Consider the following 21,891-nt stretch of genomic DNA (forward strand, 5'->3'; position numbering starts at 1 on the left):
TGTACGTAGATGGATGCGCTCCGCTTATTAACCCAACACAGACGTGGCATCTCTAAACTAGTATATTGCAGCCCTGTTGATACATCCCACTCGGTACGTCCCTTCATCCACATGCACCACGTTAATGCAGCCATAGCTCTGCTCCAGACGAAACAGGTTAGCAAGGGGCATTCCCAACAAATGACAGAGAAGAACCCGGTTAACACCGGCATGTGTCACCACTGCCGTCCGCTCGTAGTGGGCCTCCATCACCTTGGCAAATGCAGGCCATACCCGCTGAAAGAGATCTGCAAAACTTTCGCCACCCGGAGGCCGATAGCCGGTCATGTCTTTACCGCGTGCCTCATATTCTCCTGGATATTGCTGCTGAACATCGGCAACGGTCAACCCTTCCCATGTTCCCAAGGCAATTTCGCCCAACTCCTCTACCACTTCGGGCATGCAGCCAACAGCAGAACCGATTATCTCAGCGCTTTGTCGACAGCGCAGCAAGGGGCTGGTGCATACTCTTTCAAGGGAAAAGTCCATTAAGTATCCGGCGATATTTTCCAACTGCTCATGCCCATGGGCAGTCATTGCCACATCGCTCTGCCCTATAAAACGACGCGGCAAAGAAGATGGAATCTCTCCATGCCGAATAAGATACAGAGTACTCATCCTTCCTCCTCGGCAAGGAGTAAATGTTCAATGGTCGTAGATGCTACCTGTTCCACTGCCTGCTGCAGAGCAACAGCGGTGTTCATCCTCGACCGAATAGCCTTACAGGCTTCAGGGTCATCCTTATAGAGGATCAGTTTTTCGCCAAACCTCTCAGCTACCGATACCAACTGGTTTCCACGGACAAGTTTATCGGCCAGACAGACTACTTCCTTCTCCCCCAGCTTCTCCGGTACTACCGGCAATGCATCACGATGACTGCCGACAACTTCGGCCAACTGATCCAGACCGAACATTCGCATCATCTCCGCACCTCGTGCTTCATGCTCAGGTTGCCCCTTTGCCACATCATGGAGGAGCCCCCCATTATACACAATATCCAAATCCAGAGTGCGCCCATGCTCCACCAGTGCCCTGGCCAGTGTACCGGCAACTTTGGCAACTGCACGCCCATGCGCTATTCCCCGCTGTGGCATGTACATTGCCGCCAGAGCCTCCGCTTCACGTCGCGATCCTTTTTCCAGCTGTGGTAAACGTGCTGCAAGTCGTGCAAAATCCTTGGCAGTATCTGCATCCATAAACGCACCATCATCCCAGATGAAAACATCCTTACCAGGAAATCGTTGCAACAGACTTCGCAATCCCCCCTCACCGGTATATGCAATAATTTCTTTGACGAGGTGCCCGGGGATGAGTGGCGGGTGTCCACGCCTGCCGTCACGACAAGGATAGATAACACTTTTTCCATCAAACCCGGATACAAGTAAATCTATGGTCACCGGACGAACCAGCGGAATATCCACCGGCAACAAAAAAAAGCCATCCAGCTCTGTCATTTTCGCAACGGCCGTACACACCGAAGAAAACATGCCCTTATCAAAATCAGGATTAAAGAGCGGCTCTGCACCTTGCCTGGTCACCTCGACTGCAACCTCTTGCTGTCGGTGCCCGACCACAACCACGACCCGGTCAATACCCTTTGTTTTGAAAAGCCGGATACAGTGCCCGACAAGACTGTGTTCCCCAAGCTGCATAAGTGGCTTGAACCCGTCCATACGAGACGAGTATCCCGCTGCCAAAATAATCGCGCCCAGTTTCTTCATCGATTCATTGCCGCCCTGACCTGTACCAACTCAGCGACAATACTCAGTCCTATCTCCTGGGGAGTATCCGACCCAATCGAGAGCCCGATGGGGCTGTGTACGCGTTGAAGGTCAGCTTCGGTAAACCCTGAACCCAGCAGCGAAGCATAGGTTGCCTTTCGTTTGCTGCTGCTGCCGATCATACCTATGTACCCAGCCTCGGTCAGTAATGCCTGCGCCAGGACGTCCCTATCATATTGATGGCCGCGGGTAACTATCACCACATAGTCTTCAGCGCCCAGCTCGGAAAAACAATCATCAAATTTCTCCAGCACTCGTACCTTTTTCGCCTGGGGATACCGTTCTTTGTTGGCAAATTCTTGTCGATCATCCATGACAACGACCTCAAATCCCACATAGGATGCCAGGTGAGCGGTGGCAAGCGCCACATGACCGGCTCCTGCCAGATACACGGTCCCCTGCTGGACCAAAGGCTCTACAAAAAAATCCTTACCCGCATGGGTAACGATAAATGAAACCCGTTTATTCTTAGCCAGAGCCTTTTCCCGGAGTGCAGCGGGTACTTCATCGTCGGACCCGGTACCCAGAGTCATCATCTGTGGTGGTGCATCGTCAACCGGCAGCTGGGTCACCAGCATCGGCCGTGTCCCATTTCGGTAACAATGACGAAGTTCCCGAAACTGCTCAATAGCGTCAGGCGCCACTTTCTGCAACAACACGCACACAGCTCCTCCACAGACCATGCCTTCCTCGGCTGCAGCAGCCGCACTTAAATCACATTTGACCTCTTTATATGTATGCCCATTGGCTAGCAGCTTCCGTGCTTCTGCATGACAGGTCCCTTCAACCGACCCGCCTCCCACGCTGCCGACAAGTGTACCATCTGTTAAAACCAGCATGCGGGCACCTGAGGTCCTCGGAGCAGAACCTGAACTGTGCACAATAGCACCGAGTACCGCAGGTTCTCCCTGCTCAAGGGTTTCAATGAGTGTATCAAGAACATACCGCATATAATTCTCCAGCTTTGCGTTGATCGATAAGAGTTCGTTTGAGAGTATGAATGGCCGCAAAAGCATCGACCTGTTTCAATATTCCTATTGCCAGATTGCCGCCGGCAAGATTATCACGAATGGCAGGAACCTTTGCTGTCATCCTCATCAGATCGCCGACAGTCTCCATGCATCCGGGAACGGCCATATAATCGATATGGAGCTGATCCACGCTGCCACTCTCCAATCGCACTCGATAATCAAGCAGTCCTGGTATCTGAAAAAGGTAATCATCCATATCCTGACTGTGCAACAGAGCACCTGATGCCAACAGGCAACCATCCATCCTGCCACGGATTGAGCGAAGCCTGGCTGTTACGCCCCCGCAGCCGCAGGGCCTCCGCTCAAGCACTGCAATATCTCCGGTACGGTATCGTACCAGCACCATTGCCTCACGCCCCAGGGTAGTCAAGACTACTTCTCCGGCTTGCCCATCGGCAAGCTGCCTGCCGGTGCGCGGATCAACAATCTCCACCAAAAGATCTGATTCACGGAGATGGCACCCGGCATGCATCAGGCATTCTACGCCTCCCCCCAGCCCAGACTCTGTTGTTCCGTAATGGAGATACGTGCGGCAGCCGCAGTTTTCTTCAATCCGGCTGCGTAATGCAGGCGATGCATAGTCGGAGCACAGCAGCATTGACCTCAACTGCCCAGGAGCAACCAAGCTAGACACTGCAAGGAGATGTTGGGGCAACCCCACCACACAGCTTATACGGCTTTTGTGGATCTGTGTCGGCAAATCCGCGCCCCTGAGCGGCGGTGGCCACAGGCCCTCTGCGTGGATGCCGCCTTCGGCTAGAGCACCCATGAGCAGTTCACCAACACTAGCAGGTTGCTCATAAGGCAACAGCACCAACACCCGATCTTGCTCGTTCACAAAGGTATGCATGCCATGCAGAAAAAAATCAGCTGTGGAGGCTAAATCATCCATGCTGAAAAAAAACCGTTTCGGCACCCCTGTACTGCCCGAAGTATGCATGGTTACCACCCTGGCGACCCGGCTTTGAGAAACACAGAGCATCCGATGTCCCTGCTTGGTGATGGTAGACGGGGTAAGAAAAGGGATAGTCTCAAGATCATGGCGTGTCTGCAGCCGATCGGGATCGCAGCCAGCAAGCTGTTGCCTATAATAGGCACTATGCTCTGCCGCGTAGTGGAGGGTACTGCGCAATGCCTGCATTTGCGCTTGTTCCAGCTCTTTTCTTCCCATCTCCCCGCTAATCGCCAAGCGACGCTTAACCAGCGGGTCTACAGGGGTTTGAATGGGTTGTCTACTCATCTTGCTGCCCTGGATTGGAAAAATTTGACAAAGGGCGATGGAGAGAGGTTCCATCGCAAGCAGTAAGGTTAAAACTGCAAAAGGGAATGAGCCTCCCATCGGGTCTGGCTACATGGATACAGCACCCCTGCAATCGCTCAAGGTTCAAAGACCAGCAATCCTGAAAGGCCATGCCTGAAATGGAAAAGGTATGCGTCCGGGCCCGCTGCAGAAAACGATCCAGTTCATCTACTGGCTGTGCATGTAAATTGAAGGGTTCCTTGACAACGCCTGCCCACTGCCTGGCTGTTACCCCAATAGAAGTCAAAGCTCCTTGCTCAGCAGGGACGGGTGTGCAGTCGCAGCTGTTACTACCAAGGCGCATCAGACGACCATCGTCCTGTTGCATATACTTGGCCGAAAATGAGCAAAGGGCATGTTCACATCCCGGAGGTCGGAAATCATTGACCTGCAGCACATTGTCGCTCTGTATTGCCAGTCCACTCATCACTTCAGGGAGGGTGACATGATCGGGTACAAAATCCACCGGAAATCTCCCAAAATAACTCATGGGTTGAAAATGCACACCACGAACATGGGGTTGACGTTGCAAACCAAACCGGACGATTTGCCAGAGTTGATCCATATTCACATCTCGCACGACGGTCGGCACCAACACAATCCCGATGCCGGCATCAGCCAGAGTATCAATAGCCCTGCACTTGACGGTAAAGAGTTCACGCCCGCGAAGCGTGCGCAAGACGGTGTCATCCACTCCGTCAAACTGCAAAAAGACCGAAGAGAGGCCGGCTTTTTTCAGTCGTAAGGCCAACTGCGGATCCTCAGCAAGTCGAATACCGTTGGTATTGAGCTGGATAAAAGTAAAACCAGCCTCTTTCGCCAACCCGACAATACGTTCCAGATCTTTATGAACCGTTGGTTCGCCTCCTGAAAGCTGCAGGTTGCACCCACCGGTTCTGGTCATTATAGAGGCAAACATCTTGGTGAGAGTACCAAGATCAAGATCAGTACCGTTACCGCTGTCTGCAAAGCAAACCGGACAGTTCAGATTGCATCGCGAGGTTATTTCCACCAATGCTGTACAGGTTCGCTGGGTGTGCCGTTCACACAGTCCGCAATCAAAGGGACAGCCCGTTCCTGTTTTTTCTCGCCGCCCGCCGTAATAAGGAATCTTAGGTCTGAACCAGGAAGAAAATGCAGGTTCTCCTTTCCAGACGGTGGCAGCAAAAAAACCATGTTCCGGACAGCGCTTTTCTAAAACAACCGACTCTCCTCGGTGTACCAGGTGCCCTTGTATACGTTCCAGGCATACCGGGCAAACACTCTCAACCTGGCGGAGGATTTCAGCCTCCATTTCAGTCTTCCGGGTCAAAACCGTTCTCCACCAGAATCGTCATTGTCTGGCCATAACATGCAGAAACAAGACCTCCACAAATGGTGGTATCCGGTTTCCCATCAGCAACAATGTCACTGCAGGCAATACCGCCATAAAGCGATCCGTATTGGCGCTCAAACCATTCCTCAAGTTCTGCAAGCATCAGGGCAAACCGCTCATGTTCCTCCTCTTCAGGCGTTCCTTTACCAGCATAATACCCAAGCAGACAGGCTGCTCCGGTTAACGCTCCGCAGGTTCCAGTGGTGCAGGGAAAGCCGTGGCACAAGGCCGACATGGCGCGAACGAGCCCCGGATTCTCTTTTCCCTGTACCTCTAAGGCAAGCTGTACAACAATCTGTGCACAGCAGTACCCAAGACCTGCAAGCCGAAGGATATCAAAATCATACTCATTCATGCTTTTTTCCGTTTTCCAATAAGCAAAAAAAGGCCGGGCCTGGCGGCTGCCGAAGCTGTACAAGCCGCCTTGGCCTGTTTGCTGTCGCCCATTACGGCCTCCCAGAACCCCTGCAAGGATCCATGGGCAAAAACAAACTCTGCCGCAGTCTTTTTCAAGAGCTGACTGTGATCTTCCAGCTGCAAAATTTCAAATCCAGCCCTGCTTACCATCCCCCGCACGGTCTCCAGATCAGTTGCCTGGAAAAAACAGGAGCGATTTGGCCAGGCCCTCTTACACTGTTGACCTTCAAGATGACGAAGATAAATATCACTCAGTGCCAGCAGACCTCCAGGACGCAGCACCCGAAAAAATTCAGCCAACGCCTGTTGTTTGTTAGTGAGGTTCCACGCACATTCACACAATACAGTGTCCACAGTATCGCTTAGCAATGGTAATTGTGCCATATCGGCCTGAGCAACATTTAATCCGCTGTTCCGGGCTTCTGCTGTCAACCCTTGATCAAAATCGATCCCAACAACCCGGCATGTATCGCTTTCACGCAGCAACATCATACTCGCCCCGGCACCACAGCCTGCATCGAGCAGCAGATCGCCGGTTGCAGGACGGACCAACGACACCATTCGTCGCGTGAGCGTTTCTCCCCCTGGTCGCAGACTTTTGCCCAGTACTTCACGGACAGAATCAGCCAGATACAGCGGCTTCATTTATCCTCCAGCAATTGCTCCACTTCCAACATTCGCCCCATGGCCAGGTCCTCAGATATCAAAACGGCGGAACATTTCGGGCACACCGGAAGCTCCACCCTGAACACATTGCCCATGTATTCCAACTCAACCATACCCGGCTGCAGCTTTTCACCACAAGGTTGGCATGTCCAGTTCATGTCTGCAGGTAAAAAGCTCAGGTTCATGCCTTTTCTCTCCTCATCACCATTCGATGACTCCAACACCGTTCCAGTCGATATTGATCTTTTTCCACTGTATATTCCACCCAGAAGGTGACCGCACCAAGTACAGCAGAGGCAATTGCAAGGCCGCTTTGATCGTGCACAAAACGCTGCCCCCCATTTGCTCCTTTATGGAGCACTTTTCGGATATCGTCTTCCAGGATTCTCCGCTCTTCCATCATCATTGCCACGGTTTCCGGTATGATCAGCTCCACGTCTTCCCAGGCTGCTTTTTCTTCCTGTTGTTCAGCAGGATACCTGTTCAGTAACGCTGATTTGAGCCGGCGTCGGTGTATCCTTCTTGCCGAAATAGACTGTGGTTTTTCCTCTGCCGGGTGAGCCAGGTCGCTGAACAGCAGATCCAGGATATGAGAAACAGGTTTGCCGGTCCTTGCCAATTGATCGCGACACATGGCGCAGTAGGTTATGATCTCAGCATCGGTCTGGGCGACTCTTGCCTCTGCTACCTGGCGTGCCTGCGCTGGATTGGCACAGTCCATCAGCCCACCAAAACCGCAGCACTCAGTTAACTTTCCAGACATGGGAAGAGGTGCCTCAACTCTGCCAAGTCCTTTGAGTAATGTTCGCACCGCTGCCCTGGTATCCCAGTCATCTCGAGCTGTGCACGGATCAGAGATCGCCATTGCTTGCAAAGGATCGCCATCGACAGCAGCCTGCTCAGCAAGTACACGCCATACAGACTCCACCGGCACCGCAGGCAAGTGGTCACGAAACATTTGCAGACAAGTCGAACAAGCAGTCACCACTCGAGGACTTCCCATTTCCTGCCAAACCTTTTCCACCTGTTGAACAATCTCTGTAAATTCCTCTTCCCTGCCGGCCCAGTGTGCTGGAGCCCCACAACAGTCGAGCCAAATCCCGGTCAGAGGCTGGAGCTCCAGCAAACGCTCGTACAAGCGTAGTGTTTGCTGCGGACGAATCCCTCCCAGTTGGCAGCCGGGATAAAAAAGGGTATCACTTGTCTCTGCTCCAGGGGCATGCCGTACGAGTGAGCCTTCTGTGCGGGCGGAGTGCATTTCCTCAAGAGCAAACCAGTGTGCCGAAGACGGCATCCGCTGTTCACGAACCATGGTTTGCCGCGCCTCAAGGCAAAGATCCGCCATGGAAAAATCATTGGGGCACAATTCCTCGCACTGTCTACACAGAGAGCAGGAGTTGATCAGCGTATTCGCCATATGCGTACCCTTGACGATTGCCGAGTTATTATATATCTGTCGGGCATATACCCTTGGGAAAGTGCCAAAATTCTCGAGATACTTACAGTGATTAACGCATTCCAGGCATTGGCAGTTAATACATCGCGCAGCCTCTTCTATTGCCTCCTCAAGGGTATACCCTGTAGTGACAGCCGGCTTTTTTCTTGGAACATCAGCAATATGATCGGTTCGGGTGTACAGCTTGGTTTTACCGTTTCTGAGTGCAGCCCGGCCGGAAGTAAGGGAAGCTTGCTGCAGATAACGATCGATGGAAATCGCAGTCTGTCTTCCTTCTGAGATGTTTGTTATGAACCGATAGCGATGCTCTTTGCCATGCATTCCTCCGGTAAACCAGCCGGGTTCAGCAAGAGCGAAGGTCGCGCTGTCCGGATATTGAATCGGAACCGTGAGTGTTTCGGGCAGGATGTCATCTTGACCGACATAGATGCTGTCGGCTGAGGCAATACAATCCGGGGTGAAATTTTCGATCGGCTTAAAAGCAACGCTTAGTTTTTCTAGATGATTCAGTTCATCTTCAACTACAGCTTGAGGCAGTGTTTCTTCAGGAAAACGATTTAAGGAACCTCCCGGCCGTTCACCGCCAAAATACACCGTGACCGGATATCCCTTTTTTGCCAGGTCAAAGGCAACCGTCAGGCTGGATAGTCCGCCACCGAGAGCAACAACTCGCTTAGGACGAGGAGGCAAACGAAACACCTTCCTCCGCGAAGGAGCATTGACGACACAAACGCGCTCAAGCGCACTAAGCGCGATCGCACCGCCGAGATCTTTTCTTATACAATACTGCTCACATGGAGCTTCACAGATTCGGGCGACAATCCCACCGATCGGCATGGACTTTTCCAGGATCGCTCTAGCCGAACTCCACTCGCCTTTTGCCATGGCAGCGGCAAATGATCTAGCGTCAACATTTAAAGGGCATCCGGCTCTACAAGCCGGTGGTTCTTCCTGAATACAGAGGGCTTCCCATGCCCGTAATTCCTTCTGCTCCATATTTGCTCCTTGGGGCTGAAACAAGTACCCCCCCGGATAGCAAAGGGGGAACAGCTATCCGGAGGGACGGTATAAAAAATAGACTTCTACAGTGTTTTACAGAGCGATTTACTTGGCCTGCAATCCAGCAAGTACCTTTTCAGGCAGTGCAGGCAGTTCTTTAATACGAACTCCGCAGGCATTGTAGATTCCATTGATGATTGCCGGATGCGGAGCACACAGCGGAATCTCGCCAGCACCGGAAGCGCCGAAGGGGCCGTCAGGACGCGGAGTCTCCACATACATGACCTCCATATCATCAGGCACCTGCTTGATATATGGAAAACCGGCACCCCTCATGGTGGAGTGCTTCTTGATGTCTTCGTAGTTTTCAGACAAAGCCAGGCCGATACCCTGGGCCATTCCACCGTACATCTGGCCGTCAACAATCAGGAAATTGTTGACCTTCCCAATGTCGGCCACCATGGTCATACCCTCCACAGAGGTCTTTCCGGTAGCAATATCCACCGCCACTTCTGCCATAAACACGCCGTACATGTAGCAGCAGAAAGGTTTGCCCTGACCGTTTTCATCGCAGTCAGTAGCCGGAGCGGTGAATTTTCCATGATAACGCAGATCAAGGCCTTCGGCCTCCATTTCTGCATACGTGCGGAAAGAACCGTCAGCCTTTTTCATGCCTTCAATGAGCAATTCACAAGCATTTTTCGTGGCCTGGCCGGTCATGACCTGGCTACGACTACCGCCTGCCGGACCGGCGTTGGGAGCCTTGCTGGTATCGTTCATAACTAACTTGATCTGGTCTGGAGAAAGACCCAGGGGACGCAAAGCTTCATGAGCCGTACCCAATGTTCCCATGTCCGCACCCTGACCATGGTCTTCCCAGCAGGTGAAAATGGTAACAGTATCATCAGCATTGAGGGCCGCGTCTACTTCAGAGCTATCCGGCCCGTCAAGACCAGCGCCGTAAACGCCAACAGCAATACCAACACCTCGCTTAACTTCATCAGTGGAATCGGCAGCGGCTTTTTTCTTGGCGGCCTCATACTTAGGACGAATTTTGTCGAGCATTTCGGGCAGCGAATACACCTCTGGGTCCTGACCGGTTGGGGTGGTGGATCCTTTGCGGTAAACGTTTTTGTAACGCAGTTCCAACGGATCCATACCCAACTTTTCTGCCAATTCGTCCATAAGTACTTCCGATGGGAACTCTGCTTCAGGTCCGCCGTATCCACGGAAAGCCGCACCCCAAGCGTGGTTGGTGCACACGGTACGCCCTTCACCACGAATGGCCGGAATATCATAGCCTGCCCCAATGTACTGGGCGCCACGAATTGTCAACAAATCGCCGAACTCTGAATAAGGCCCGTGATCCACGGTCCAGTCTGTTTCCATGCCCAGAAGTTTACCGTCTTTGTCGGCTGCCAGGCGCACGCTGGTGAACTGAGGCGAACGCTTCCCGGTATAGGTCTGCTGCTGGTAGTAGTCATAGCCCAGATATACAGGACGGCCGGTTGCCAAGGCTGCTGCACCGACAAGGGCTTCCATGGTCGGGCTGAACTTATAGCCAAAGGTACCACCTGTTGGATTTTGGACCATAACCATGTCTTCCGGCTCAACGCCAAGGCCGGGTGCAATCATGTAGAGGTGCAGGTGCAGTCCGATTGACTTGGAGTGAATACAAAGCTTACCCTCGTCGTTCTGGTAGGCAAACCCCACGTCCGGTTCAATGGGCAAGTGCGGTTGACGGGAGGTGAAATAATCGCCCTCGACCACCACGTCGGCAGCGTCAAAAATAGGAGCAGTGTCTTCGCCCTTGGCGACTTTCTGAGTAAAATAAACGTTGGGCGTACCGGGGTGGATCTCCATGGCATCCTCTGCCATGGCTGCCGGCGCACTCATATACTCCGGTAATTGCTCTAACTCTACCTTGACGAGTTTAGCTGCTTCCCTGGCAATTTTTTCTGTCTCGGCACAGACAATGGCAATGGCGTCACCATACTGGAACACCTTTTCATCACAGAGAATCGGACGGTCCCAACCGTCACCTTTGTTGGTAGGAAAGGTGATCAAGCCGGTGATGCGGTTCTTACCCTTGATATCCTTGTGGGTTACCACCTTGGTCACACCAGCCATTGCCTCGGCCTCGGAGACATCAATCGACAGAATCTTTGCGTGAGAAACCTCAGCCTGTACCAAAGCGCACTTAAGGGTTTCCTCCGGCATTTTCACACCGAGGTCTGCACCAAAATCGGTGGTCCCGGTAACCTTGGCAATGGCGCTCGGCCGTGGGTATCTTGTGCCCCAAATCCTTCCGTCTTCCGGAATTTTAAAAGCAAGTTCATCCATGCTCATCTCACCGCGCAGGACTTTGGCAGCGTCCATGGTAGCGTCCACCAAGTGCTTATACCCCGTACAACGACAGGCATTACTATGCTTGCTAAACCAGTCGCGCACATCTTCCCTGGTAGGGCTGGGATTGGTGTCCAGCAACCCTTTAACAGAAACAATAAAACCAGGAGTACAAAAACCACACTGCGCTCCACCATGTGCAATCCAGGCCATCTGAATGGGATGAAGATTATCTGGAGTACCTATACCCTCAATAGTGGTTATTTGGGCACCATCAGGAACACGCCTCATTTTCAAGGCACAGGAACGCACTACTTTGCCATTCATAATGACGCTACAGGCACCACACTGCCCGGTATTACAACCTACCTTGGTGCCGGTAAGCATCAAATTGTTCCGTATTACCGTGGACAGGGTATCCTCGGACCCGACAACCAGGCTCCGATTAATACCGTTAATAACAACTTCCTTGTTGATCATTCCTGTTCCTCCAAATTAATAATTATTTCATCAATGGGATGAACCCATTCAAGCTTTTCCAAAACCGCAAACCGGATACCGACACTTGTCACAGCTTTCACAAAAGCCACCATGACCCAAAGCGACTATATCCTTGCGGCTCAACTGTTCTCCCGCAAGAATCCTCGGAATTACCAGATCAAAAATACTGGCTTTGTAGTACATCACACACCCCGGCAACCCAACGACTGGAATGCCTCCCAGGTAGGCAAGCAAAAACATTGCCCCCGGAAAAATCGGAGCTCCATAGGTAACGATGTCTGCGCCGGTGCTTTTGATTGCAGATGGGGTTACATCATCAGGATCGACACTCATGCCGCCTGTCACTGCAATCAGATCCGCACCCTCTGCCACCAAAGAATGGATAGCTGCAACCGTCATCTCGACTTCGTCAGAGACAAATATCTGATCAATCACAGTCGAACCCAGCGTCTTAAATTTGTTTTTTAGTACCGGGCCGAATCCGTCTTTAATTCTGCCGCTATAGACTTCACTGCCTGTTGTTACTACCCCGACCTTCGCGGACTTGAGAGGCTTCACCTGAATAACTGGCTTACTTGCCCTGCAAATATTTCCAGCTTTCATCAGCAGTTCTTCGGTAACCGCCAGCGGAATAACCCGGGTTCCGGCCAGTGCCCGTCCCTTACGTACAAACTGATTGCTATGGATGGTGCCGAAAGTTATATCCTCAAGGGTGTTCAGTGATGTGAGCCCCTCAACATCAATAGAGAGCAACCCATCAATAGCGGCAGTCAACGTCACTTTTCCTTCGGTAGGTCCATCGAACGTAATGTTTTGGCCTGCAGCTGCCGAGGCGATTCGGATAGCAGCCTCATCTTCATGGACATAGCCATCCTTTGGGTCATAAACATAGAGATTTGCCTTACCGATATCGAGCAGAGTTGAAATATCCTGCCCTGTTACCACATGTCCTCTTCTAAATGCCGGCCCTTTGGATTCGCCGGGGACGATACGGGTAATATCGTGACACAGCACAGTCCCTACAGCCTGCTCTACAGGAATTGCCTTCATTTCCCTCCCCTTTAAAAAAATACATCAAAACGCAACCAACACTCCTTCAAGAATGCTGCATGTGTTATTTTTAGTAATTTTTAGTAAGAATAAAAAAATATACTTTTTGAAATTATCAAAACGATACAAACAGTTTCAAAATAACCAAAAATACACAATGCATTTCAAAAGCAAATTTCGATCCATCTGCAGAGAATTTTGCCAAGAAAAGAAAAAAGGAAGGGATTTCGCTTATAACGGCTGGGTAAGAAAAAGAGGCGGGAACAAACCTGAGGCAAGATGTGTGAAACACCTGTGAAGCACCTGTGACCCATCAGCGAGCAAAAGGTTACAGATACTTCACACTACCTGCATGGTCAGTTGATGATATTGTAGCGGTGCATTCGATTGTATACGGTTTTCCGGGAGACGCCGAGCTCCCTGGCAACTTTGCTCACATTCCCGTGGTGCATATCAAGCAGGTGAAGAAGCTGCTGTTTCTCTCTTTCCTGCTGCTGCTTGCGCTGCTGGTCAAGACTCGACTGCTTAGGCGTTGCAATGCCCCCTGGCAGGCCCTGCAAGCTTTTATGGGTAATCTCACTGGGTAACTGGTTGACACTTACCACCCCGTTAATGGCAAGATTAGCAGCCCGTTCCACAACATTCTGCAATTCACGTACATTCCCAGGCCAAAGGTAGGAATACAGATAATGCATAAGATCGCTGTCCACCCTCAGCCTGGCACCTCTATCGTTACAGAGCTTAGCGAGAAAATGTTTAAATAACAGCGGAATGTCTTCCTTTCGATTTCGCAAAGGAGGAATAGTGATAGACATTACATTGAGGCGGTAATACAAATCCTGACGAAAAGTCCCATTCCTGACCTGTTGCAAAAGATTTTTATGGGTTGCACAGATGAGCCTGACATCAACCGGTATCTCCTTAAGACCCCCTATCCGGGTCAGTCGCTTCTCCTGAATTACGCGCAACAGGACAGCTTGATGCTCTAGGGGCATGTCGCCGATTTCGTCAAGAAAAAGGGTCCCGCCGGACGCCAGTTCAAACTTACCGGGTTTACCACTTTTGCGAGCACCGGTAAAAGCACCGTCATCATATCCAAAAAGCTCACTCCCTACCAACTCCCTTGGAATAGCCCCGCAGTTAAGGGGTATAAAAGGAGCTGCCCCTCGACTGCTCTGGTTATGAATAGACTGTGCAAAAATCTCTTTGCCTGTACCCGACTCACCCTCCAGAAGCACATTGGAGGAACTTTTAGCTGAAAGTTTGGCCAGCTGAATAGCTTCCTGCATCTCCCGGCTCTCACCAATAATATCTTTAAACTGCAGAGACGCTAAATATCCGCTGTATCGATGGACAAGATTTTGGACAGCCTTGAGCGGACGCAATGTTACGAAACTGCCTGTAAACGTTTCCAGCTCGTTGATAATGGGCTCAACTGAAGCAAGGCACCTGCAACTGCCTTGCGCTGTTTCCAATGTTAGCTCAATCTCAGAACGCGAGCACCGGCAATTGAGGATGGCAGAGACGTCTTTCTCCCCAGTGCCGCCTGAGAGCAGACGATGCAAAGGCATTCCTGCCAACTCCGTCCGTTTTTTACAAAAAATTTTTTCTGCAGCAGGATTGAGTTCTACTATAACGCCGTAGCAATCAAGAATCATGACCGCGTCAGAAACCATATTAAAAAAATCAACCAGCTTTTTATTGGCCTGTGCCAACTGATTATTCTGTTTAATAATCCGTAACTGAGCAATAATAGCCTTAGCGCCGGCAACCACCATCCCAAGAGTATGGATGTGGGCACTTTCATATGCACCGGAAATATTTAATGTACCTATAAGGTTGCCAATGGGGTCGACTATTGGCGCAGCCGAACAGGTAAGACCATGGTGTTTCTCGCAAAAATGTTCAGGCCCAGATACCTGCACAGGTTGCTGCTCCTCCAAAGCCGTGCCAATAGCATTGGTACCGGCATCCTTTTCCTGCCAACTTGCACCTATAAAAAAATTACTGGTCAGCGGTGCCTTGGAAGCTTCCTTGTCTCCAAAAATTTCAAGGACATATCCCTGCTCATTGGTAAGCACGACAACAAAACCTGTTCCGCTGACAATACTATACAGGTCCGCCATAAACGGATGGGCAACACTGATAAGCTCCTCACGCTCCAGAAGTGCTACGGCAAGCTTATCTCCATGGATACAATCACGCAGGCCAATGTTCAACGGATCAACGCCTGCCTCCGCACATCGATTCCATGACCGGAAAATTTGCGTTCGTACAAAGGGAAGATTACGTTCACCAGAGCCTATGAAGGCCTGCCAATTTTCATAGAGGTTTTTTTCTGCCCCTAAAACACGCGCACTCATTACAAGAACCTCTTTTCCATAAATGTATCGCAACAAAAGAAAGGAGATCTACAAAGCAAACTATTTTCCGATCGTATAAAAAAGAGATAACGAAAAATAAAATCTGCCCTCTTGATGCTGTTAAAAATCATTACCAAAAAACATTACTTTTTTTACTTTTTCCTCGATAGAAAAACCAACACTCGCTCTAAAAAAAACTAATTAATCAACACTTTAGAAACACAACACAGTTCGAATAAAAAAACAGCATAACATCATAGCTGATCGCAAAGCATCCTTTTCTTCATAATGACTTATCATGACTTTTCCCGACAGCATTTCAAAAAAAATCTGATTACGTACAAAACTCAGCCAATTTTTTTTGGGCCCGGGAGACAGATCGGAGTCTTCACTTACCTAAATTTCTCAATATTTAGGTAGGGGACTGATTTTTTTTCATGGTTTTTTATGAAAATTAATCTGTCTCCCGGGTTTAAAGAGAAATAAAATCAGTCCCCTGTCTGTTTCGGTAGATAATTGGCTGAGTTTCATGGGTAATCAGAAAAAAAAACAGCCCTGCTCAGTCACTCAAAAATTGAGAATACTGTCCGTTCAAACATCGCTTGCTATTCTATTGAGCCGATTACTCCGATAACACCGTAAGCAACGCGGCCTGCTCGCATGTTGTTTTACAAAGGGGTAGGTGATGGTCTTGATTGGCACGATGAAGGCATTTGGGATGGATTGCCTGTGTATGGAGGGGGGGGACAGCTTGTACGCACACCGATACCATAAGAATCAGTCCGTATTTTCCATGAAGCTTTTAACTGAACTTGATGAAAATCAGCACTAAGAATGTTTGTTGCGTGTACGGAGTCAGCTCAACTGCTTGAGAGTAGTCCCCTCTGTAAAACAAAAAGGGGTTACTCCTTTGGACGGTCACGATCTCCCGCACAGATAGGTTACCGGGGCCTGCGCTTACCTTTGAGAATAAAATGTTGGATGTAACAAAAAAGTTGGAGGACTTAGCTATTTTTCAAGATAGCCTTAGGCAAGAAGGGCATGCTCCCTTGCCTTGCCCTTCTTACGCGACTAGATCAGGACATTCCAGGTTGATCACTTCTGCGGCATCATCGGATTACAGTCCTTGATAGTAACCTTCCCCTGGAGCAGGTTCCCTTTAGAATACTCTGTAAAATAGCAGGAATTGGTGGCAGGATCGTAATTCTCAATCCACAGGTTATCATCTTTCCAGGTGGCCCCCAGATGCAACTGCCCTTTGGGAACGCTAATGGTCATAACCCCGCCATAGTGCTTAACAAACACCTGCTGCAGTCGGAAATAATAGGTTCCCCAAGCAACAACAAGCACAATCAGTGCCAGAACCGCTCCAGCCTTCCAGTTCTTGCCCACCACGGTAAAACCATAAACAAGGGCAATAGCCACTGCTATAGCGGCAAACCAATAGAGATAGGTAATCATTTAATACACCTCTGTTTTTGTTCCTTTAAAAAATTCTCCCCACACCTTACACGTACAAATTGTTTCTACTCTCAATTGTTTACACCTGCCACAACGATTAAATATTGTACAATGTCCCCAGGGTACTTTATCTTATCCGCTACTTTATCAACATTCATCATAGTATACAGGGTAGCTTGAAAATCAAGGTGCCTATACTCTACAAGAAGAGGAATACATGTCTGCCTCCTTTCGGTTCAACCGCATGGAATTTGCAGGATCCCTCGGCGACCTGGGAACAATACTCCCTCTGGCCGTCGGCATGATCATGATCAACGGTATGCACCCCACTGGTGTTTTTCTGGGATTCGGTCTTTTTTATATTCTCTCTGGGATGTATTTCCGGGTTACCTGCCCTGCCGAGCCGATGAAGGTTATCAGCTCTTATGCTCTGGCAACAGGAATATCTGTGGGCCAGATCCAGGCATCATGTCTGTGGTTTTTTTTGCTGCTGCTCATTCTCGGCACAAGCGGCATGATCACATCCATCGGAAAAATAATACGAAAACCAGTGATCAGGGGTGTGCAGCTTGCGACCGGCCTGATGCTGGTTATGCAAGGCGTTAAACTGATGGCAGGCACATCACCAATGCAGCTGATCCAACATATGGCTGAACCGAATATGACGGTACAGGCGATTGGACCGATTCAATTAAGCTGGCTGATTGGCGGACTTTTGGGACTGCTGGCACTTCTGCTGCTTGACAATAAACATCTCCCAGCTGCCATCATAGTCGTGGCCACCGGCATTGGAGCAGGCCTGCTCTTTTCAGCACCGGAGAACCTTGAGCGCATTCAACTGGGAATTTTTCTCCCCGCCCTCTTGCCCTACGGGCTCCCAACCCTTGATGAGCTTACCATTGCATTCATTGTGCTGGTGCTTCCTCAGCTCCCAATGACCGTAGGCAACGCCATCATCAGCAATGCCGATCTTACAGGCCAATATTTTCCAGACACCGGCAAACGGGTAACCTATAGGAGCCTTTGTTTAAGTATGGCGCTTGCCAATATCGGTAGTTTTTTCATCGGTGGAATCCCCATGTGTCATGGTGCCGGCGGCCTTGCCTCACGATACCGATTCGGAGCACGAACAGCAGGTTCAAACCTCATCATAGGCGGTATTTTCCTGGGACTGGTCTTTTTCCTTGGTCCCAATGCAGTTGCCCTCATTAATTTGATCCCATTTTCCGCTCTAGGCGTACTGCTGATCTTTGCCGGATTACAACTGGCCCTGACTCTTTTGGACCTGCAGTCCAGAAAAGAAATGGTTGTCCCAATCATGATCGTCGGCATCACTCTGGCATCCAACCTAGCTGCTGGATTTGTGATCGGCATCCTCTTTGACACCTTGCTCCGCTGGGACAAAATCAACATTTAAGGGGGGAGCGTGTTGAGGAGTTAACCATTAAATGCCGTCGCTCAGCAATGACCTGACAGGTTGATATAACCAGGTGGCGAAGTAACCCGACAACCATCCATACCCAGACAGATTATATATGGCAACCTTAAGTCCAAAGCCCAGGTACTGAAATTACATGAACTGGAATACGTTTAAGCAGCAGATATAGGAAAAAAGTTGAGATTGCCACTTAATCCGTTGTAAACGTATTTGTGGAAGAAGGAGGAAAAAAGAAAGGTGGTATATCTCTGATTCCACTTTTTTATTGTACGATTAGATTTCGGTCAGTATCACTTTTGCGACTTTTTTTATATAGCTCCCAGCTGAAATGTTAACCAGCGGCGTTACCTCTGAAAAATAAAAATGAACCGGCACATCCTGTAATACTGGAGTGGATGGGAGAAATTGTGCAGTTGACTCAAAAAATTTACCCTCTGATATTTATCTCAGCGTTGTTATTTACTCTGATTGATACGCAAATTTCTTATTCTTCCTCGGGCTCACTTACCGCAGAGGTAACAAGCAAAGGATTGGATAGCACCTCGAATGATGAGCTGTATGAAATCGAAAAACGCCAGACATTAGGCACTGATATTCAACAAGCCAAACCACATGCACCCCTTCTCCAACTTACCAAAGCTGAAAAAGCATGGCTGCAAAACCACAAAAGCATACGTATAAGTGGGCCCAGGGCTTTCCCTCCTTTTCATTTTTTCGATGCACATGGTAATGCCCAGGGTGTTGCTGCAGATTACGTCGACCTCATATGCGATCTTTTGCAGGTAACGCCTGATGTGCAAAGTGACTTGTTCTGGCCCGAAGTATTAAAAAAATCACAAGACAAGGAAATTGATCTCATTTCCATTTCTGCAAAAAGCACTGATCGAGAAAAATACCTGCTGTTCACAGATTCATATCTTTCTTTTCCCCTGGTGATTGTAACAAAAACCGATGCTCCATTTGTCAGCGGAATGGGAAATCTACACGATAAAACGATTGCTCTTGTTAAAGGGAATGTAACCTATGACTTGATTTTGAAAGATAAAATCAACTTTTCCCCATACTTTGTGAAAACGCCGCTCGAAGCACTACAGGCTGTTTCATCGGGTGAGGCCGATGCTACAATCGAAAACCTTGCAGCTACAACCTATTTGATCCTCCACAATGGGCTGACAAATCTTAAGATTGCCGCTCCCACACACTATAAAAACTATGATTTATATATAGCGGTTCGCAAAGACTGGCCTGAACTGGTTTTGATCATCAACAAAGTTCTATCCAGCATTACTCCGGAACAGCACACAGAGATACTGAATAGATGGCTCAATGTTCGCTATGAATACGGTATCAGCAAACGTGACGTTGTGAAATGGATTTTACTGATCATTGGTATATTTGCGGCGATTCTTTTGCTTGTTACCCTCTGGAACAGAAGGTTGAATAGAGAAATTCGAGAGCGCAAACAGACAGAACAAATCCTTTCTGAAAGTGAAACTCGTTTTAAAGCTCTTCATAATGCCTCTTTTGGCGGTATATCAATTCATGACAAGGGGATTATCTTAGAATGCAATCGAGGACTTGCAGAAATGACCGGCTATTCTACGACCGAATTGATTGGGATGAATGGTTTAATGCTGATTGCGGAAAGATATCGAGACTATGTGATGAGTAAGATTTTAGCCGGTGATGAAAACCCTTATGAGGCTGTAGGTTTACGTAAAAACGGAGAAGAATATCCAATGCGCCTAGAGGCACGAAATGTTCCTTACAAAGGGCAAAATATGCGAACCGTTGAGTTTAGGGATATTACCAAACAGAAGCAGGCAGAAAAAGCATTGCGGCTGACTCGATTTTCCCTCGAACACGCTTCGGATTCCATTTTTTGGACAACGCCTGGTGCCCGCATTGTGGATGTCAACGAAGCGGCGTGCCGGAGCCTTGGTTATACGCGGCAGGAATTGTTGCAAATGACCATGTTGGATATTAACCCGCACTACTCAGCTGAGCAGTGGCCTCAACATTTTGCTGAATTGAGGTCGTGCGATTCACTGAAGTTTGAATCTGAACAACTAACCAAAGACGGACGCTTAATCCCTGTGGAAATCGTCGCTAATTATGTGCGGTATGAGTCTGAGGAGCTCAATTGTTCCTTTGTTCGAGATATTAGCAATCGCAAACGTGCTGAAGAAGAGCGCATAGGCTTCGAAAAGAAGCTTCTGCATACCCAAAAGTTAGAGAGCCTCGGCGTAATGGCTGGTGGCATCGCACATGACTTTAATAATCTTCTGATGTCCATAATGGGTAACGCCGATTTGGCTCTGATGCGACTCAACCCGCAATCTCCAGCAGTAGATAACCTGAAAAGCATTGAAAAGGCAACAGCCAGTGCCGCTGACCTGGCCAAACAAATGCTCGCTTATTCCGGAAAAGGTAAATTCGTTGTTGAAAATATTGACCTGAACAACCTGCTGGAAGAAATGCTTCATATGCTTGAGGTTTCTATTTCAAAAAAAGCGGTACTACGACTCAACCCATTTCAACCGCTTCCGCAGGTGGAAGCCGATGCTACGCAGTTGCGCCAGGTCATTATGAATCTCATCATAAATGCCTCTGAAGCCATAGGTGACAAGAGTGGTGTAATTGCCATCTCCACCGGGTGTATGGATTGCGACCGTAGATACCTTGAAAATGTGTGGCTTGATGAAAATTTGTCCGCCGGACTCTACGTCTACCTTGAAATTGCCGATACCGGTTGCGGGATGGATAAAAATACCATGTCCAAGCTTTTCGACCCTTTCTTTACCACGAAATTCACCGGCAGAGGCCTTGGAATGGCTGCCGTACTTGGAATCATCCGTGGTCACAAGGGTGCCATTAAAGTCTACAGTGAGATCAACAAGGGGACATCGTTTAAAATACTGCTCCCTGCCTCCGACAAGCCAGTTGAGTTTTTTAACGAAAATAATCACACAAACGACTGGAAGGGAAGCGGCACGGTTCTGCTGGTAGACGACGAGGAAAGTGTGCGTGGTGTCGGTATTGAAATGCTCAAGGAACTTGGTTTTGAAACTATCACGGCTAATGATGGCTGTGAAGCTGTCGAACAATTCAAAAATAACCCCGCTATCAGTTTCGTCATCCTTGATCTAACAATGCCCCACATGGATGGTGAGCAATGTTTTCGTGAGCTGAGACAGTTACAGCCTGATATCAAAGTGATCATGTCCAGCGGCTTCAGTAATGATGAAATCACTCAAAAATTCGTTGGCAAGGGGCTGGCTGGTTTCCTCCAAAAACCATACAAGTTAAGCATGTTGAAAGAGGTAATCAGAAAGATACCAGGCGCGACAGAATAATTTCATTTATGCTTTAGCTTTAAGTGCATTGGATCGAGTCGCATGAAGTTGATTTTTATATGCAAGGTCGCTGGAAAAATCCTAAGCAAATCTTCTGTATTTGAATGTAACAAAAGGCAGGGCCAAAAAGGGTTCTGCCTTTTTGATTTCATACAAAATGTTTTCTACACATCAACGTTCTTAGGGTGCCGGATCAAATCGTGACCAAAATGGGAGTTACTCTATATCAACCTTCTTCCTGTCAGCCTTCTATCTTTATAGAGATTACTGTGTTTGACCTTATTTTGGTTATATTCCTGCTCCCTGGCTGGG

Annotated in this window: 15 protein-coding genes; 2 read left to right on the forward strand and 13 right to left on the reverse strand. The window is 49.1% G+C overall.

Features of this window, described 5'->3' with window-relative positions:
* Positions 1-57 precede the first annotated feature (57 nt).
* The 13 genes from cobC to ACHZCY_RS07275 form a co-directional block, all read right to left on the reverse strand.
* A complete protein-coding gene (cobC, locus tag ACHZCY_RS07215; RefSeq protein WP_319548363.1) occupies positions 58-657 on the reverse strand; it encodes an alpha-ribazole phosphatase in 600 nt (199 codons plus the stop codon).
* Positions 654-1,760 (reverse strand): DVU_1551 family NTP transferase, encoded by a 1,107-nt coding sequence (locus ACHZCY_RS07220; RefSeq protein ID WP_319548364.1) that lies wholly within the window; start codon positions 1,758-1,760, stop codon positions 654-656. Before ACHZCY_RS07220 ends, cobC begins: the two co-directional genes overlap by 4 nt.
* Complete coding sequence (locus ACHZCY_RS07225; RefSeq protein WP_319548365.1) at positions 1,757-2,770, reverse strand: XdhC family aldehyde oxidoreductase maturation factor; 1,014 nt, start codon at positions 2,768-2,770, stop codon at positions 1,757-1,759. The genes ACHZCY_RS07220 and ACHZCY_RS07225 overlap by 4 nt, the downstream gene beginning before the upstream one ends.
* Positions 2,754-4,091 carry a DVU_1553 family AMP-dependent CoA ligase gene (locus ACHZCY_RS07230; RefSeq protein WP_319548366.1) on the reverse strand — a complete coding sequence of 446 codons (1,338 nt, stop codon included), beginning with the start codon at positions 4,089-4,091 and terminating at the stop codon, positions 2,754-2,756. The genes ACHZCY_RS07225 and ACHZCY_RS07230 overlap by 17 nt, the downstream gene beginning before the upstream one ends.
* Positions 4,084-5,445, reverse strand: a complete 1,362-nt coding sequence (trsS, locus tag ACHZCY_RS07235) for a radical SAM (seleno)protein TrsS (protein WP_394713384.1) — start codon at positions 5,443-5,445, stop codon at positions 4,084-4,086. The genes ACHZCY_RS07230 and trsS overlap by 8 nt, the downstream gene beginning before the upstream one ends.
* Before the next feature lies 1 nt (position 5,446).
* Positions 5,447-5,881, reverse strand: a complete 435-nt coding sequence (locus ACHZCY_RS07240; protein ID WP_319548368.1) for a DVU_1555 family C-GCAxxG-C-C protein — start codon at positions 5,879-5,881, stop codon at positions 5,447-5,449.
* Positions 5,878-6,588, reverse strand: a complete 711-nt coding sequence (gene trsM / locus ACHZCY_RS07245) for a DVU_1556 family methyltransferase (RefSeq protein ID WP_319548369.1) — start codon at positions 6,586-6,588, stop codon at positions 5,878-5,880. Before trsM ends, ACHZCY_RS07240 begins: the two co-directional genes overlap by 4 nt.
* Positions 6,585-6,794, reverse strand: a complete 210-nt coding sequence (locus ACHZCY_RS07250; RefSeq protein ID WP_319548370.1) for a DVU_1557 family redox protein — start codon at positions 6,792-6,794, stop codon at positions 6,585-6,587. The genes trsM and ACHZCY_RS07250 overlap by 4 nt, the downstream gene beginning before the upstream one ends.
* Complete coding sequence (locus ACHZCY_RS07255) at positions 6,791-9,061, reverse strand: pyridine nucleotide-disulfide oxidoreductase/dicluster-binding protein (RefSeq protein ID WP_319548371.1); 2,271 nt, start codon at positions 9,059-9,061, stop codon at positions 6,791-6,793. The genes ACHZCY_RS07250 and ACHZCY_RS07255 overlap by 4 nt, the downstream gene beginning before the upstream one ends.
* Positions 9,062-9,169: 108 nt before the next feature.
* Positions 9,170-11,890, reverse strand: coding sequence for a molybdopterin-dependent aldehyde oxidoreductase (locus ACHZCY_RS07260; protein ID WP_319548372.1), 2,721 nt, complete (start codon positions 11,888-11,890; stop codon positions 9,170-9,172).
* Between the two features lie 48 nt (positions 11,891-11,938).
* Positions 11,939-12,961, reverse strand: coding sequence for a molybdopterin-binding protein (locus tag ACHZCY_RS07265; RefSeq protein ID WP_319548373.1), 1,023 nt, complete (start codon positions 12,959-12,961; stop codon positions 11,939-11,941).
* 356 nt (positions 12,962-13,317) lie between these two features.
* Positions 13,318-15,324, reverse strand: a complete 2,007-nt coding sequence (locus tag ACHZCY_RS07270) for a sigma-54-dependent Fis family transcriptional regulator (RefSeq protein ID WP_319548374.1) — start codon at positions 15,322-15,324, stop codon at positions 13,318-13,320.
* Between the two features lie 1,095 nt (positions 15,325-16,419).
* Entirely contained in the window at positions 16,420-16,785 is a 366-nt protein-coding gene (locus ACHZCY_RS07275; RefSeq protein ID WP_319548375.1) for a hypothetical protein, read from the reverse strand.
* A 217-nt stretch (positions 16,786-17,002) separates the two neighbouring features.
* On the opposite strand from ACHZCY_RS07275, the gene ACHZCY_RS07280 reads away from it, so the two are divergent.
* Both ACHZCY_RS07280 and ACHZCY_RS07285 read left to right on the forward strand, forming a co-directional pair.
* Positions 17,003-18,202, forward strand: a complete 1,200-nt coding sequence (locus ACHZCY_RS07280) for a putative sulfate/molybdate transporter (protein ID WP_319548376.1) — start codon at positions 17,003-17,005, stop codon at positions 18,200-18,202.
* A 416-nt stretch (positions 18,203-18,618) separates the two neighbouring features.
* The gene (locus ACHZCY_RS07285; RefSeq protein WP_319548377.1) at positions 18,619-21,579 is read left to right on the forward strand and encodes a PAS domain S-box protein; all 2,961 of its coding nucleotides are present in this window, start codon (positions 18,619-18,621) and stop codon (positions 21,577-21,579) included.
* The last annotated feature ends 312 nt before the right edge of the window (positions 21,580-21,891 follow it).

Origin of the sequence: Desulfogranum marinum (genome assembly GCF_963675105.2) — a bacterium.
Lineage (GTDB): Bacteria > Desulfobacterota > Desulfobulbia > Desulfobulbales > Desulfobulbaceae > Desulfogranum > Desulfogranum marinum.

Bases quoted from the DNA above. Each gene is read 5' to 3' on its own strand.
- cobC (WP_319548363.1), bottom strand. From the start codon at position 657: ATGAGTACTCTGTATCTTATTCGGCATGGAGAGATTCCATCTTCTTTG.
- ACHZCY_RS07220 (WP_319548364.1), bottom strand. From the start codon at position 1,760: ATGAAGAAACTGGGCGCGATTATTTTGGCAGCGGGATACTCGTCTCGT.
- ACHZCY_RS07225 (WP_319548365.1), bottom strand. From the start codon at position 2,770: ATGCGGTATGTTCTTGATACACTCATTGAAACCCTTGAGCAGGGAGAA.
- ACHZCY_RS07230 (WP_319548366.1), bottom strand. From the start codon at position 4,091: ATGAGTAGACAACCCATTCAAACCCCTGTAGACCCGCTGGTTAAGCGT.
- trsS (WP_394713384.1), bottom strand. From the start codon at position 5,445: ATGGAGGCTGAAATCCTCCGCCAGGTTGAGAGTGTTTGCCCGGTATGC.
- ACHZCY_RS07240 (WP_319548368.1), bottom strand. From the start codon at position 5,881: ATGAATGAGTATGATTTTGATATCCTTCGGCTTGCAGGTCTTGGGTAC.
- trsM (WP_319548369.1), bottom strand. From the start codon at position 6,588: ATGAAGCCGCTGTATCTGGCTGATTCTGTCCGTGAAGTACTGGGCAAA.
- ACHZCY_RS07250 (WP_319548370.1), bottom strand. From the start codon at position 6,794: ATGAACCTGAGCTTTTTACCTGCAGACATGAACTGGACATGCCAACCT.
- ACHZCY_RS07255 (WP_319548371.1), bottom strand. From the start codon at position 9,061: ATGGAGCAGAAGGAATTACGGGCATGGGAAGCCCTCTGTATTCAGGAA.
- ACHZCY_RS07260 (WP_319548372.1), bottom strand. From the start codon at position 11,890: ATGATCAACAAGGAAGTTGTTATTAACGGTATTAATCGGAGCCTGGTT.
- ACHZCY_RS07265 (WP_319548373.1), bottom strand. From the start codon at position 12,961: ATGAAGGCAATTCCTGTAGAGCAGGCTGTAGGGACTGTGCTGTGTCAC.
- ACHZCY_RS07270 (WP_319548374.1), bottom strand. From the start codon at position 15,324: ATGAGTGCGCGTGTTTTAGGGGCAGAAAAAAACCTCTATGAAAATTGG.
- ACHZCY_RS07275 (WP_319548375.1), bottom strand. From the start codon at position 16,785: ATGATTACCTATCTCTATTGGTTTGCCGCTATAGCAGTGGCTATTGCC.
- ACHZCY_RS07280 (WP_319548376.1), top strand. From the start codon at position 17,003: ATGTCTGCCTCCTTTCGGTTCAACCGCATGGAATTTGCAGGATCCCTC.
- ACHZCY_RS07285 (WP_319548377.1), top strand. From the start codon at position 18,619: ATGGGAGAAATTGTGCAGTTGACTCAAAAAATTTACCCTCTGATATTT.